Below are 14577 nucleotides of genomic sequence, written 5' to 3' on the forward strand. Positions count from 1 at the left end.
TACATAATCGGGGAAATTGTTGCACCGGTCAAACAACATTTGATGGTGCATCCTTGCCGAAAAAATAATTGGAAGCAAATTGAAAAAGTATATTCCCACGCACATGCGATTGCACAATGCCACAAGTTTCTTCATCAACATATGCCGAATGCCATTTTGGAATACGCTGCATCTACTGGCGCTGCAGCAAAGTATATTCAGGATCATCCGGAAGAAAACATAGCTGTCATTGCCAATGAATTAGCTGCAGAGGAATATGGATTGACCATCGTAAAATATAATATTCATGATTATGATTTTAATCATACGCGATTTGTGCTGCTGCATCCTGATCGAAATTTCTCCGTAGAAAACGGTTCCCTTCAGTTGATAGGAGAAAAAACAACATTGGTCGTCACCCTTCCGAAAGATCAGGTAGGTGCCTTGCATCAAGTGTTGTCTGCGTTTGCATGGAGAAAGCTGAATTTATCGAAAATTGAATCGCGTCCTATGAAAACAGGACTTGGAGATTACTTGTTTATTATAGATATAGAATCAAAGATGGATGATGTTTTAATACCAGGGGCTATTCAAGAACTGGAGGCGCTGGGATGCGGCGTCAAAGTGCTAGGCAGTTATCCTGCATATAAATTGTGAAGGCCGAGTATCCGGTTTCGGATGACTCGGCTTTTTAGCGTTTCTCAATCGTCATCATGAATTAAAAATCCGGCTTGATCGAGGGCTTCGCATACTTCATCTAATGTTTCGGCATCGCTGGCTTCAATCGTGTGTAAATGAATTCCGCCAGTAAGTTCTGACAAATAAGAAGCATTTGTTTTCGTGATTTTTTCAATAAACTCTTTTACTTCCTTTCGGTTTTTTACCATAATGGAAGCAGTTAAATCTCCGTACACCGGATGCTCGATAATGACGTCTTTTACCGTTGCTCCGTAATCGACGATGATATTTAACTCTTCTTCCGTTTTCTTTGGTTCATGTTTGCAGGCAATGAGGCGCTGAACGATTTTCTCTTTTTGTTTTCGTTCATTTAAATACAGATAGCCTTGGCTCGTGGCAATGATCGGTTCCCCAAGAGCTTTTAAAAGAGAAATGTCTTGAACAATAACTTGGCGGCTTACATTTGTTCTCGAAGCTAATTCTCCGCCGGTGATAGGTCGGTTTTCGTTTTTGAGCCATTCAACAATTGCTTTTCGCCGATTATCCCCTAATATTTTCTCCAATTCGCATCAACCTTTCTTAAATCTGTTACCGGACGATAGCTGCAATTGCCTTTACCAGCTCATCAATTTCAGTCAAAGTTGTTCTGATTCCAAAGGAAATGCGGATAAACTGATGAGCTCTTTCTTGATTGAATCCGATGGCAAGAAGCGTCCTGGAAGGCTGCTGCATGCCCGCCTGACAGGCGCTTCCTGTGGAAACGGCAAATCCTCTTCGATTGAGTTCAAGCATGACATATTGCCCTTCATAGCTGTTTGTTACAAGACCTACAATATTGGGAAGAACTTCTGTTTCTTGCTCGTTCACAATGGTGATGGAAGGCGTCCATTTTTTTAAATTTGAAATCAAATGCTGTCTAAGGTGGGAAAAATGGGATATGTGCTTCTTTCTATCATTATAAAACTCCTTAGCAGCAGTGACAAAGGAAAAAATGCCGGGAACATCGACAGTTCCCGGACGAAATCCGCTTTCGTGGGTTGCTCCGGGTATTGCGGGTGCCCATTCTGACTGCGGACATATATATACTGCGCCTGTTCCTTTTGGTCCATAAATCTTATGAGAAGAAAAAGTGTAAGCATCGGCGTTCATTTTGCCTACATCAATTGCTAGTTTTCCGAAAGTTTGTACACAATCTGTGTGAAATCGGATGTTTTTCCGTCTTAAGAAGGCAGCTATTTCACGAATATTTTGTATCGTTCCGATTTCCGAATTGCCATGCTGGATTGTAACTAGGGCAGTATCATTCCGAATCGCTTTTTCCAACGTTTCGATCGAAATTTTTCCTGTCTGTTCATGTTCAATAAAGCTTACGTCAAACCCTTTCGATTGTAAAAAAAGTAAAAAATGATGAATGGAAGCATGTTCGATCGATGAGGCAATAATATGTTTTTTTCCGGGTGTTGCGTTCAATAGGGATTTGATTGTCAAAATATTTCCCTCCGTGCCTCCGCTTGTAAAATAAACTCCTTTTTCGCTTCCTCCAATGAGTGAAGCAAATGTTTTTCTGCAAAGGGACAGTACTTCATCGGCTTTTTCTCCGATATCATGCAGACTGCTTGAATTGCCATAGGCAAACTCAGCTGCCTGTGCATAGGCCGATATTGCTTTTTCGCTCATAGGAGTTGTAGCAGCAAAATCAAAGTTTATCAACAGTCATCCCTTCTTTCTTTTAAAAGGGTTTCATTCAAATGTAAAAAAAGCTCTTGTCAATATTGTAGTTTTGTGTAAATATATGTGTCAAGACATATGTAAATTCATAAGGAGGGTTTTTGATGACCCATTATGATGTCATCATTGTAGGCAGCGGAATTGCAGCGTTGGCAGCTGCAAAAGAATTATGTGATAAAATGAACATACTAATCATTACCAAAACGAATACGACAAGTTCCAATTCTCATCTGGCTCAAGGAGGGATTGCCTGTGCAATTGGTGAAGACGATGACTTGAACTTTCATTATGCCGATACAGTCAAGGCAGGTTGCCGCCACAACAAAAATGAAGCGGTAAAAATGCTGGTCACTGAGGGGAAAAATATTATTTCCTCCTTAATTGAAGCCGGTTTACCGTTTGATCGGGATGCACATGGCAACTTGCTTTTGGGCAAGGAAGGCGCTCATTCTTATTCACGTATTATTCATGCCGGTGGAGATGCGACGGGAAGACATGCCGTACAATTTTTTTTGGAAAATCTTCAAGGGCGTGTGCAAATACTTGAAAACCAGTTTGTTTGCGATGTTGTTGTGAAAGAAGGGCGAGCTGTTGGCATCGTCGCCAAAACGGAGGATGAACAACTTCATTTTTATTCTTCTTCCCATGTCATTTTGGCGACGGGGGGATGTGGCCAAATTTATGATTGGACTTCCAATCATCCGAATGCAACAGGTGATGGACTTGCGATGGCGTTTCGGGCAGGCTGCAGGCTTGTTGATATGGAATTTACGCAATTTCATCCGACAATGCTGTCAGTAAATGATAAATGTAACGGGTTAATTTCTGAAGCAGTCCGTGGAGAAGGCGCGATTTTAGTCGATGAAACCGGGGAAAGGTTTATGGCAGGCACTCATCCGATGAGAGAATTGGCGCCTAGAGATGTGGTCGCCCGTGCGATTTATCGGAAGCGCAAAAAAGGGCTTCAAGTTTTTTTGGACATTTCCAGAATACCTTTTTTCCGGGAACGTTTTCCGACCATTTCACAAATGTGTACGGAGCAAGGGATCAACTTGGACAAAGGGATGATTCCTGTCTCTCCCGGCATGCATTTTTTAATGGGAGGAATCGAAACGGATTTAGTCGGCCGAACCAATATCGCCGGTCTTTACGCTGTCGGAGAAGCAGCATGTACAGGTGCACACGGAGCCAATCGGCTAGCTTCTAATTCTCTTTTGGAAGGTTTGGTTTTCGGCACGAGGGCGGCCAAGTTTATATTAAAGCGGAAGCCGGGCTATAAGGGAAAATTTGAAATTTCTAATTATCACACGGTGAAAAAAAAGAAGATCCCGGAAAAAGCCGAAATTCGCCAAGTCATGACAAATTGGGTGGGCATAGAACGAAAGGGTGAAAATCTAGCGAGAGCAGTGGCTTGGTTTGAGCAATATGTAGAGAGTCATCCTGTCAATAGCTTCCTCTATACGATCGACGAGATCGAGCGGATCAACATGCTCACAGCAGGCTATTTAATTGCCAAAGGAGCTTTGCAGCGAACAGAAAGCCGGGGAGGTCATTTTCGAACGGATTATCCGGCGGAGAGAATGGAATGGGAAGGAAAAAGAATTGTTTTGACAAATCAACAGGAAGCAGGGGTTGAAAATGAATGAATTGAAACTGAAGCAATCTTTACAGCATTTTTTTATGGAGGACATCGGGGATGGCGATTTAACAAGCGAAAATATTTTTCCGGAAAACGAAAAAGGCGAGGCGATCATAAAAGCAAAAGAAGCCGGGATTTTTTGCGGAAAAAAAGTAATTGAAACAGCTTTTTCCATTTTGGATCCAAATGCAAACGTCCAAGTATTCAAAAGCGATGGAGAGACCGTTCAAAAAGGGGAAAATCTGGCCGTCATCAAAGGTTCTATTTGTTCGATTTTGCAAGGGGAGCGGGTTGTTTTAAATTTGCTGCAACGAATGAGCGGCATTGCCACTTTGACAAAAAAGGCAGTTGACATTTTAAATTCGCCGCGGACAAAAATATGCGATACAAGAAAAACAACGCCGGGGCTGAGAATGTTTGAAAAATACGCTGTCCGCACAGGAGGAGGATATAACCATCGCTTTGGTCTTTATGACGGGGTGATGATTAAAGACAATCACATTGCTTTTTGCGGTTCCATTTCCAAAGCGGTGGAAGCAGTGAGAAAAAGAATGGGCCACATGGTAAAGATCGAAGTGGAAGTAGAAACAGAAGAGCAGCTGAAAGAAGCAATCTCCGTTCATCCTGATGTCATCATGTTTGATAACTGCCTGCCTGATCGGATTAAACAGTTTGTTTCCATGACGCCGCCGCAAATTGTAACGGAAGCATCAGGAGGCATCACTTTAGCCAATTTAGCGGATTACAAAGATACGAACGTTGATTTTATTTCATTAGGGTTTCTCACCCATTCAGCTGCATCATTGGACATAAGTTTATATATTCACGGGAGGGATGCGAAATGAATCTTTTGGACATTTTCGACTCTAAAAATTCATTGATGCCGGAAGAGTATAAACATCGCAAAGTCGAGGAACTGGAAGAGCGAATAAGACAAATTAAACAAAAATTCGGCTCGAAAATCATGATACCCGGACATCACTATCAAAAGGATGAAGTCATTCAATTTGCTGATGCAACGGGAGATTCTTTGCAACTCGCTCAAATTGCCCAAAAAATGAAAGAAGCCGAATTTATTGTTTTTTGCGGCGTTCATTTTATGGCCGAAACGGCGGATATGTTAACATCTTCTGACCAAAAAGTGATCCTCCCTGACATGAGAGCCGGCTGTTCGATGGCGGATATGGCAGACATTAAGCAAACAGAATATGCTTGGGGTATCCTTCAAGAACTTTTAGGCGATACGATTTTGCCATTAACATATGTGAACTCAACTGCTGAGATTAAAGCATTTGTCGGGAAAAACGGCGGAGCAGTCGTTACGTCCTCCAATGCTGAAAAGATGTTGGCATGGGCTTTTAAACAAAAACAACGTGTTCTTTTTTTGCCTGATCAACATTTGGGACAAAATACCGCTTACAAACTGGGGATTCCCCTTGAGAAAATGGCGGTGTGGGATCCGGTTCAAAAAGAACTGATATTTGACGGTCCGCTTGAAGAAATTGTGATCATCTTGTGGAAAGGCCATTGTTCTGTCCATGAAAAATTTACCGTGCAAAACATCGAGTATTTTCGGAAAAGAAAGCCAGACATGAAAATTATTGTTCATCCCGAATGCACGTTTGAAGTTGTGCAAAAAGCGGACGACTCCGGTTCAACGAAATATATTATTGACACGATCAAAAGCGCCCCCAGCGGCAGCAAATGGGCGGTCGGAACGGAAATGAATTTAGTAAATCGTTTAATAAAAGAAAACCCGGACAAGGAAATAGTGTCATTAAATCCTTATATGTGCCCTTGTTTGACAATGAATCGCATCGATCTTCCCCACTTGGCATGGGCGCTTGAAAATATTGAAAAAGGAAAAATTGTCAATCAAATTGTTGTCGGCGAAGAAACCAAAAAGTACGCCTTATTAGCGCTTGACCGAATGTTGAAGCGATCCTAAACCGATTTCCAAGGAACTCGGAATGATCCGGGTTTTTTATTTTTTGAATCATAACCCTCTTTTTTGCTGCATAAGTTGTGATGAAGAAGGTTATGGTATAGTTTCGAATTGTGCTGTAAGCAGTACGTCTTTGAACGGGAGGGGAAAACGTGAAAATCCATATTGTTCAAAAAGGAGATACATTATGGAAAATTGCCCAAAAATATGGCGTTGATTTTCAAGAACTGAAGAAATTAAATTCCCATTTAAGCAATCCTGACCTTATTATGCCCGGAATGAAAATAAAAATCCCAACTGGCGGCATACCAATCAAAAAAGAGGCAGCGTACGAATCCAATCAAGAAATGGCAAAAGAAAAAGAAGCTCCAAAAAAAGAAACGTTTGAACACCCTTTTGCAAATGAAAAATTAATGTCTCCTATAGAGACGGAGGAAGAAGAAACAAAAACGAAACCTTCAAAACCTTATGTCCCGCCAATACCCAATGTCCATCAGCCTTATTATCCGAACCAAAAAAATATTCACAACTATTTTATGCCTTTTGTCAATATGAATGATGTGCTGAATGAGAGTGCAAATTTGCCTTTTGTTTCTCCTGAACAAAAGCCGACGTTGCCCAAGAAGCCGGAAAATGTTTTTCATGAAGTGATGGAACAAGAAGAAGAATATGAAAACAACGAGGAGGAGAATAACCAAATGGCATCACAACCACCGTATATGCCTGGTAATTTCATGAATGGAGGTCAATGGCAGCCATATTATGCCCCCGTTTTTCCGAATGTCCAAATGCCGCCGAATCAATATGTGAGTGCAGAAGAATATGACGATGATGAAATGGAAGAAGCTGAAGAAAATGACATGGATCAACCCGATTACGCCAATGTTCCGCCGATGGCTGCACCTGCTTATATGCCGCAATACTGTCCGCAGCCGTTTTTCCCTTTTGCACCTTATCCTTATGCTTATTATCCTTATTTTGGGTGCACCCCTGTAACACCTGTTTATCCTGGACCTGGTTTTGGACACTTGCCAATGCCGTACAGTCCGATTGGATATGGTCCAATACCGGTTGGACAATGGGTAAGTCCTGAAATGGAAGAAGATGAGGAAAAGGATTCCATTTCGAAAAGCAACATTTATCCTGTTGGGCCGATGTACCAGCCTTCTGAAGACTGCGGCTGCGGCGGAGCAGCGCCTTATATGCACTATATGCAACCAATGATGCCTTACGGTATGCCGTATTATCCACCAGTACAACAAGAAATGCCTTACGCTGAATATGATCGCATGAATGCCAAACCTGAACAAGAGGAGGAATCGGACGATTAACTGTTTCGAGACGATGATAGGATCGTCTCTTTTTTATTTGGAAAGAAAAATGAAAATTTAAAATTTATTATGATAAAATGTATAATAGAAGAAATGCTGTATCATTGAAAATCATGGATGAAGGTAGGTGTAAAAAATGGAAGAAAAAATTTCCAAGTTGGTAGAGTGGCTTCGGGAGCAAGTTAAAAGAGCGGGATTAAACGGAGCGATTGTCGGTATAAGCGGAGGTATTGACTCGGCTGTCGTTACGCATCTCATTAAACGGGCATTCCCTGATCATTCGCTCGGGCTTATTATGCCATGTAAAAGTAACCCGAAGGATCAAGAAGATGCTTTAAAGGTAGTGGAAAGCTCCGGAATTGATCATCTTGTGATCGATTTGACCGAAACGCATAAAACGTTATTTAATGAAATTGAAACAAAATTAAAAGAAAAAAACGAATGGAACGAAGAAGCGGCAAAATTGGGAGATGCCAATACGCGCGCCCGTCTCAGAATGACTACATTGTATGCTGTTGCCAATAACTTTCGTTACATAGTCGTAGGAACCGATAATGCGGCCGAATGGTATACAGGGTATTTTACAAAATATGGAGATGGCGGAGTCGATCTTGTTCCCCTTGTCCATTTTACAAAAGGTGAAGTTCGGGAAATGGCCAAAATTCTAGGGGTTCCTGAAGAAATTATTCATAAAGCTCCAAGCGCTGGTTTGTGGGAAGGTCAGACGGATGAAAATGAGATGGGAACTACTTATGAAATGATTGATAAATTTTTGAAAGGCGAAGAAATACCGGAAAAAGATCGGAATATTATTGAAGACTTGCATAAACGTTCAGAGCATAAACGGCGTCTGGCAATAGCTCCGCCAAAATTTTAAATCGCTGCCGATAACTGACAGATATAAACCCCCCGTTAAGGAACAAGCTATGGATGAGCGGTAATTCGCTCTAACTGTGTTCCAAGGGGGTTTTTCCATTGAAAAAAACGACAGCATCCTTTATTGCCCTTTCATTGTTGTCAATAGGTCTTGCAGCTTGTAATAATGGCAATGGCCGCGATGCGATGGATACAAAATATAACGACAACACTTCACCGATCGGGTATTATACAAATGACCGTGACAATGGCCGCAACAACAATAATTTTGATTATATAGATAATGACGGTCCGATTACCGAGATGTTTGATGGCGGAATGGATGACAATGATGCCATTCGCGATGCCAATGACCGAAACGGGGATCGCACAATGACTGCCAGGGACGGCGGTAACAACGGCTTTCAAAGAAGCGATGTCAATTATCATGACCATTTGCGAAATGGCGGATTTGATGAACAATTGGCGGAACGAATATCTGACCAAGTAAGCAATATAAAAAATGTTGACGATGTTAACGTACTGGTGAATGATGACAACGTTGTAGTAGCGGTCGATACGAGCGATCGGAACGAATCCCGCGTAAAAAATCGCATTAAGCAGGTAGTTCAAAAAATGGCTGGTAATCGACGGGTTCATGTAGCGACGGATGAGGATGCTTTTACGCGAACGCGGTCGCTTCAAAACGATTTTAGGAACGGCAAGGATGTCGGCGACGACTTCAGACAGTTATTAAACGATATTGGTGAAACTGTTACTGAGCCGTTTGATGGAAATAACCGTTAAAAACAGGGAGGAAGAACTCCCTGTTTTTTCATGAGAACGAATTTCCCCCTAAATATAAAATGTGGTATATTTATGAACGAGACTGGTAAGAGAGGGGATTAGAATGGCTGGACATTCTAAGTGGAAAAATATTCAACGGAGAAAAAACGCCCAAGATGCAAAAAGAGGAAAAATTTTCATGAAATTAGCAAAGGAAATTTATGTGGCAGCGAAACAGGGCGGGGGAGATCCTGAAGCAAATCCTAGCTTAAGGCTGGCGATCGACAAAGCAAGAGCAGCCAATATGCCTAATGATAATATAGAACGAGCGATTAAAAAGGCAAGCGGGAGCCAAGATGGAGCCAATTACGAAGAGATCACTTATGAGGGATATGGCCCAGGCGGTGTAGCGGTTATGGTAAAATGCTTGACAGATAATAAAAATCGGACAGCCACAAACGTCCGCACGGCCTTTAATAAAAATGGGGGAAACTTGGGCGAAACGGGATGCGTTTCCTACATGTTTGAACGAAAAGGATATATTGTGATCGATCGTGAAGGGCTTAACGTAGGAGAGGACGATTTGCTTCTTGAAGTGATCGAAGCTGGAGCTGAAGAACTGGAAACGTCGGAGGAAGCATTCGAAATTTTCACAGAGCCTGAAAATTTCAATGATGTCAAAACAGCTTTAGAGGGAAAAGGCTACAGTTTGGCGACAGCTGAATTAACAATGATTCCGCAAACCTATACACAATTGGATGAACAAACGGCAGAAAAAATGTACAAATTAATCGATGTTTTAGAAGATGACGACGATGTCCAGGAAGTATATCACAATTTACAAGAAGAACGATAATGCGTTGACTAGCATGAATGGAAATAGCCTCATGATGATTTGCCGTTATTTTGGTTAAAACGTCATATAATGGCTACACTATAAAAAACACCAGTAGGAAATCATGAGGTGGTGGCGGATGAAACAGGTGTATCGTCTTTTTTTTCTGTTTCTGTTCATGTTATTCCAAATTTACCCAGATGAATCGTTTGCCAAAGTGAAACATGACAATACAATTAAAGTCATTTTCGAGAGAGTATATCTCGATGGTGAAGTCAGCGAAGAAATCAAAACTGAACCATTTTCATCAATCGATCGTATATTGGCCAAATATAACGATTGGATTGTTGTTAACTTGGATGATGAAGAGGTCGTTTTGCAAAAACAAATAGACGATATTTCCCCGCTGTTGAAAACGAACGGCTATTTCGGCCTGTTGGAAGATGGCACATTATCGATATTTAATGGAAAACCGGCGGATAAAAACGAAGTGATCCAATCATTTTATCAAATTGATGTAGAAAAACTGGAAAGTTTTCGCCATTCCCAATTAAAAAAAGGTATTCCCGTTAAAAACAAAAAACATTATTTGAAAGTCATCGAAGGGTTTCAACCATATTCGCTTGAACATTAAATGGCAAACCGATGCGCTTTTGCATCGGTTTCATTCATGTAAAAATATTCTTTCACTGACGGAACATTCCCTTTATGATAAAATGATGTACAGCGGACAGAGGTGAACGAAGTGATTGAATTTATCAGGGGAAAGGTGAATCATATATCAGTTGATTCAATTGTCATCGATCATAACGGGATAGGATTTCAAATTTTTACTCCTAATCCATTTAGTTATCAGCAGCATATCAATCATGAAGTCACGGTTTATACATATCAATATGTCAGAGAAGATTTTCTCGCCCTTTATGGGTTTGCAAACAGAGAAGAAAAGGCGCTTTTTTCGAAGCTGTTAAATGTGACAGGGATCGGTCCAAAAGGCGCGCTTGCTATTTTAGCTTACGGCAATCCGAAGCAAGTAGCAGAAGCGATAGAAAATGAAGATGAAGCTTTTTTAGTAAAATTTCCTGGGGTTGGAAAGAAAACGGCAAGACAAATCATTCTGGATTTAAAAGGGAAAATTTCCGACATCTTCTCCGTACCTGAAACGTCTCGCTATGAGCAAGAAATCAAGAATGAAGATAGCCATCATTCATCCCTTATGGAAGCAATAGATGCTCTCAAAGTGCTGGGATACAGCGAAAGAGAAATCGCAAAAGTAAAGCCTGCTTTAGAAAAGGAATCATTGAGCACCGATCAATATGTTAAAAGGGCTTTGCAACTGCTTTTGAAATAAGGTGATATTATGGAAGAAAGAATAGTGGCAAGGGAAGCGGAGCATGAAGAGAAAGAATTTGAATACAGCCTCCGCCCGCAATCGCTTGATCAATACATTGGCCAAACAAAAGTAAAGGAAAACTTAAAGATTTTTATCGAAGCAGCGAAGATAAGGGAAGAGACATTGGATCACGTCCTCTTATACGGCCCGCCCGGACTTGGAAAAACAACGCTGGCAGCCATCATCGCCAATGAAATGGGGACCAATATTCGCCAAACATCTGGTCCTGCGATCGAACGTCCCGGAGATTTAGCAGCGATTCTCACTTCCCTTGAGCCGGGAGATGTCTTGTTTATTGATGAAATTCACCGCCTTCATCGTTCGATTGAAGAAGTGTTGTACCCGGCCATGGAAGACTTTTGCCTCGATATTGTCATCGGAAAAGGTTCAAGTGCCCGAACAGTCCGTTTGGATCTTCCGCCATTTACGTTAGTGGGCGCCACCACAAGGATCGGTTTGTTAACAGCGCCGCTAAGAGACAGATTCGGCGTATTGAGCAGATTGGATTATTATCAGGAAAAAGACCTTTCCAATATTGTCAAACGAACAGCCGGTTTGTTAAATATTGAAATTGACGAGGAGGCGGCAAACGAAATAGCAAGAAGGTCTAGAGGGACGCCGAGAATTGCCAATCGTCTTTTGAGGAGGGTCAGGGATTTCGCCCAAGTGCTCGGGTTTGAGGCGATTACGTACCGGCTGGCGGTGGAGGCTTTGGAACGCCTGCAGGTTGATAAGCTGGGATTGGATCATATTGACCATAAACTGCTTCTTGGCATTATTGAGAAGTTTCAGGGCGGCCCTGTTGGCCTTGATACAATTTCGGCTACAATTGGGGAGGAAGCCCACACAATTGAAGATGTTTATGAGCCGTATTTGCTGCAAATCGGTTTTATTAGAAGGACGCCGAGGGGCAGAATAGTAACTGACTTAGTTTATAAGCATTTTCAAATGGAGGTGCCAAAAAGGTGACGGAATTCCCGAAACTGCTGATGGTTCTTGGCGGGATACTGCTTTTGATCGGATTGTTTATGCAAGTGATCGGCAAGTTGCCTGGCGACATTGTCATCAAAAAAGGAAATGTCACTTTTTTCTTTCCCATCGTCACATGCATCGTCATCAGCCTTCTTTTAACGGTTATCTTTTCGTTGTTAGGACGATTCAAATAGAGAAATGAAATCAGGTGGAAAAAATGAAACTAGATTTATTCGATTTTGAACTTCCAGAAGAATTAATCGCACAAGTTCCATTAAAAGAGCGGGATGCTTCAAGACTGATGATTGTGGATAAAATGACGGGAGATATTATTCATGAAAAGTTTAAAAACTTGGTTCATTATTTATCCCCGGGGGATTGTCTCGTATTAAACGATACCCGCGTCCTTCCAGCCAGATTATACGGCGTGAAGGAAGAAACAGGTGCGAATGTGGAGGTTTTATTGCTTAAGCAAAGAGAAGGGGACGAGTGGGAAACGCTCGTTAAACCGGCAAAACGAATAAAGGAAGGAACAACCATCCTCTTCGGAGATGGGATTTTAAAAGGAACATGCACTGGAATATTGGAACATGGCGGCAGAACGATTGAATTTCAATACGAAGGCATTTTCTTGGAAATTTTAGAAAAATTAGGAAAAATGCCGTTACCTCCATATATAAAAGAACAACTTGACGATCAAGAACGATATCAAACCGTCTATTCACGTGAAATCGGCTCTGCAGCCGCCCCGACGGCCGGACTGCATTTTACGGAAGAAATATTGGAAAAATTAAAAAAGAAAGGTGTCTACACTGCTTTTATTACATTGCATGTCGGTTTGGGAACATTTCGTCCGGTCAGCACCGAAAACATAGAAGATCATAAAATGCATGCCGAATTTTATCAAATGACGGAAGGCACTGCCCGTTTATTAAATGAAGTAAGGAAAAAAGGCGGACGCATTATTGCCGTTGGCACGACATCAACAAGGACGTTGGAAACGATAGCCGGAAAATACAACGGGATGTTTAAAGAAGAAAGCGGTTGGACCGACATTTATATATACCCGGGGTACCGGTTTAAAGGAATTGATGGGTTGGTGACGAATTTCCATCTTCCAAAGTCTTCCCTTATTATGTTGGTAAGCGCATTGGCGGGAAGGGAAAACATTCTTCATGCATACGAAACGGCAGTGAAAGAAAAATACCGTTTTTTCAGCTTTGGTGATGCAATGTTAATCATTTAAACAGAAAAAAGGAGGGATTTACGTTGAACGGACCGCCCATTCAATATGAATTAATAAAGAAATGCAAACAAACAGGCGCCAGGCTTGGCATTGTTCACACGCCCCACGGCTCCTTCGAGACGCCGGTTTTTATGCCGGTCGGCACATTGGCAACCGTCAAAACGATGTCGCCTGAAGAGCTGAAGGAGATTGGCGCAAAAATCATTTTGAGCAATACATATCATTTATGGCTCCGTCCGGGGGAAGACATCGTAGAGGAAGCAGGAGGTTTGCATTCCTTTATGAACTGGAATGGAGCGATTTTAACTGATTCCGGCGGCTTTCAAGTTTTCAGTCTCAGCGACCTCCGCCGAATAGAGGAGGAAGGAGTGCATTTTCGCAATCACTTAAACGGGGACAAGCTGTTTTTGTCTCCTGAAAAAGCAACGGCCATTCAAAATTCCCTCGGTTCGGATATTATGATGGCTTTTGACGAATGTCCTCCCTATCCTTCAGAATATGAATATATGAAAAAATCCGTCGAACGGACGTCAAGATGGGCCGAACGTTGTTTAAAAGCTCATCAAAGGCCAAAAGAACAAGGAATGTTCGGGATTGTACAAGGCGGTGAATTTGAAAACTTGCGCAAACAAAGCGCACAGGACTTGGTGTCGCTCGGTTTTAGCGGATATGCAGTTGGAGGCCTTTCCGTCGGTGAACCGAAAGAAGTCATGAACAAGGTGCTGGAATTTACTGTACCTTTGCTGCCTGAAAATAAGCCGCGCTATTTGATGGGGGTCGGTTCTCCGGATTCGCTCATTGATGGGGCCATCCGCGGAATTGATATGTTTGACTGCGTGCTGCCGACAAGGATTGCACGCAACGGTACATTAATGACTTCAAGCGGCAGACTTGTTGTCAAAAATGCAAAATATGCGCGCGATTTCAGCCCGCTGGATGAACAATGCGATTGTTATGTTTGCCGAAATTACAGCCGCGCTTACATCCGCCATTTAATAAAATGCAATGAAACGTTTGGCATTCGGTTAACATCTTACCATAATCTCTATTTTCTGATAAAATTAATGGGGCAGATTAGGGAAGCAATCCGTCATGACCGTTTAGGAGATTTTCGTGAAGAATTTTTTGAACGGTACGGATTCAATAAACCAAATGCGAAAAACTTTTAATAATTAGAAAGGGGTGAAAGA

16 protein-coding genes are annotated in these 14577 nt (G+C 41.8%); 14 read left to right on the top strand and 2 right to left on the bottom strand.

Annotated features, from left to right (window positions below):
* The coding region (pheA, locus tag AC0KTX_RS03845) for a prephenate dehydratase (protein WP_474250916.1) at window positions 1-636 on the top strand (636 nt) is incomplete at its 5' end.
* A gap of 44 nt (window positions 637-680) precedes the next feature.
* On the opposite strand, the gene AC0KTX_RS03850 is transcribed toward pheA, so the two are convergent.
* Together AC0KTX_RS03850 and AC0KTX_RS03855 are read right to left on the bottom strand one after the other, a co-directional pair.
* Window positions 681-1220, bottom strand: a complete 540-nt coding sequence (locus tag AC0KTX_RS03850) for a 3H domain-containing protein (protein WP_474250917.1) — start codon at window positions 1218-1220, stop codon at window positions 681-683.
* Between the two features lie 25 nt (window positions 1221-1245).
* Complete coding sequence (locus AC0KTX_RS03855) at window positions 1246-2370, bottom strand: IscS subfamily cysteine desulfurase (protein ID WP_474250962.1); 1125 nt, start codon at window positions 2368-2370, stop codon at window positions 1246-1248.
* A gap of 119 nt (window positions 2371-2489) precedes the next feature.
* Here AC0KTX_RS03855 and nadB point away from each other — a divergent pair, with 119 nt between their 5' ends.
* The 13 genes from nadB (at window position 2490) to tgt (ending at window position 14556) form a co-directional block, all read left to right on the top strand.
* Window positions 2490-4031, top strand: a complete 1542-nt coding sequence (gene nadB, locus AC0KTX_RS03860; RefSeq protein WP_474250918.1) for an L-aspartate oxidase — start codon at window positions 2490-2492, stop codon at window positions 4029-4031.
* Window positions 4024-4869 carry a carboxylating nicotinate-nucleotide diphosphorylase gene (gene nadC / locus AC0KTX_RS03865; protein ID WP_474250919.1) on the top strand — a complete coding sequence of 282 codons (846 nt, stop codon included), beginning with the start codon at window positions 4024-4026 and terminating at the stop codon, window positions 4867-4869. The genes nadB and nadC overlap by 8 nt, the downstream gene beginning before the upstream one ends.
* Window positions 4866-5972 (top strand): quinolinate synthase NadA, encoded by a 1107-nt coding sequence (gene nadA / locus AC0KTX_RS03870; RefSeq protein WP_474250920.1) that lies wholly within the window; start codon window positions 4866-4868, stop codon window positions 5970-5972. The genes nadC and nadA overlap by 4 nt, the downstream gene beginning before the upstream one ends.
* A gap of 149 nt (window positions 5973-6121) precedes the next feature.
* On the top strand, window positions 6122-7300 hold the full coding sequence (safA, locus tag AC0KTX_RS03875) for a SafA/ExsA family spore coat assembly protein (protein ID WP_474250921.1): 1179 nt from the start codon (window positions 6122-6124) through the stop codon (window positions 7298-7300).
* Between the two features lie 136 nt (window positions 7301-7436).
* Window positions 7437-8177, top strand: coding sequence for an NAD(+) synthase (gene nadE, locus AC0KTX_RS03880; RefSeq protein ID WP_474250922.1), 741 nt, complete (start codon window positions 7437-7439; stop codon window positions 8175-8177).
* A gap of 98 nt (window positions 8178-8275) precedes the next feature.
* The gene (locus AC0KTX_RS03885; protein ID WP_474250923.1) at window positions 8276-8962 is read left to right on the top strand and encodes a YhcN/YlaJ family sporulation lipoprotein; all 687 of its coding nucleotides are present in this window, start codon (window positions 8276-8278) and stop codon (window positions 8960-8962) included.
* Between the two features lie 103 nt (window positions 8963-9065).
* Window positions 9066-9797, top strand: coding sequence for a YebC/PmpR family DNA-binding transcriptional regulator (locus AC0KTX_RS03890; RefSeq protein ID WP_474250924.1), 732 nt, complete (start codon window positions 9066-9068; stop codon window positions 9795-9797).
* 118 nt (window positions 9798-9915) lie between these two features.
* On the top strand, window positions 9916-10410 hold the full coding sequence (locus tag AC0KTX_RS03895; protein WP_474250925.1) for a BofC C-terminal domain-containing protein: 495 nt from the start codon (window positions 9916-9918) through the stop codon (window positions 10408-10410).
* Window positions 10411-10521: 111 nt separating this feature from the next.
* Window positions 10522-11127, top strand: a complete 606-nt coding sequence (ruvA, locus tag AC0KTX_RS03900) for a Holliday junction branch migration protein RuvA (RefSeq protein ID WP_474250926.1) — start codon at window positions 10522-10524, stop codon at window positions 11125-11127.
* Window positions 11128-11136: 9 nt separating this feature from the next.
* Window positions 11137-12138: a Holliday junction branch migration DNA helicase RuvB gene (gene ruvB / locus AC0KTX_RS03905; RefSeq protein WP_474250927.1), complete on the top strand. Its 1002-nt coding sequence runs from the start codon at window positions 11137-11139 to the stop codon at window positions 12136-12138.
* Window positions 12135-12335 carry a DUF2905 domain-containing protein gene (locus AC0KTX_RS03910; protein ID WP_474250928.1) on the top strand — a complete coding sequence of 67 codons (201 nt, stop codon included), beginning with the start codon at window positions 12135-12137 and terminating at the stop codon, window positions 12333-12335. Before ruvB ends, AC0KTX_RS03910 begins: the two co-directional genes overlap by 4 nt.
* 23 nt (window positions 12336-12358) lie before the next feature.
* Window positions 12359-13387 carry a tRNA preQ1(34) S-adenosylmethionine ribosyltransferase-isomerase QueA gene (queA, locus tag AC0KTX_RS03915; protein ID WP_474250929.1) on the top strand — a complete coding sequence of 343 codons (1029 nt, stop codon included), beginning with the start codon at window positions 12359-12361 and terminating at the stop codon, window positions 13385-13387.
* Window positions 13388-13410: 23 nt separating this feature from the next.
* The gene (gene tgt, locus AC0KTX_RS03920) at window positions 13411-14556 is read left to right on the top strand and encodes a tRNA guanosine(34) transglycosylase Tgt (protein ID WP_474250930.1); all 1146 of its coding nucleotides are present in this window, start codon (window positions 13411-13413) and stop codon (window positions 14554-14556) included.
* Window positions 14557-14577: the final 21 nt, after the last annotated feature.

The sequence above is a fragment of the Aeribacillus sp. JST-2 genome (assembly GCF_056032925.1).

Coding starts and splice junctions, on each gene's coding strand:
- nadC (WP_474250919.1), top strand. CDS start 4,024: ATGAATGAATTGAAACTGAAGCAATCTTTACAGCATTTTTTTATGGAG.
- AC0KTX_RS03890 (WP_474250924.1), top strand. CDS start 9,066: ATGGCTGGACATTCTAAGTGGAAAAATATTCAACGGAGAAAAAACGCC.
- nadB (WP_474250918.1), top strand. CDS start 2,490: ATGACCCATTATGATGTCATCATTGTAGGCAGCGGAATTGCAGCGTTG.
- AC0KTX_RS03895 (WP_474250925.1), top strand. CDS start 9,916: ATGAAACAGGTGTATCGTCTTTTTTTTCTGTTTCTGTTCATGTTATTC.
- queA (WP_474250929.1), top strand. CDS start 12,359: ATGAAACTAGATTTATTCGATTTTGAACTTCCAGAAGAATTAATCGCA.
- nadE (WP_474250922.1), top strand. CDS start 7,437: ATGGAAGAAAAAATTTCCAAGTTGGTAGAGTGGCTTCGGGAGCAAGTT.
- ruvB (WP_474250927.1), top strand. CDS start 11,137: ATGGAAGAAAGAATAGTGGCAAGGGAAGCGGAGCATGAAGAGAAAGAA.
- nadA (WP_474250920.1), top strand. CDS start 4,866: ATGAATCTTTTGGACATTTTCGACTCTAAAAATTCATTGATGCCGGAA.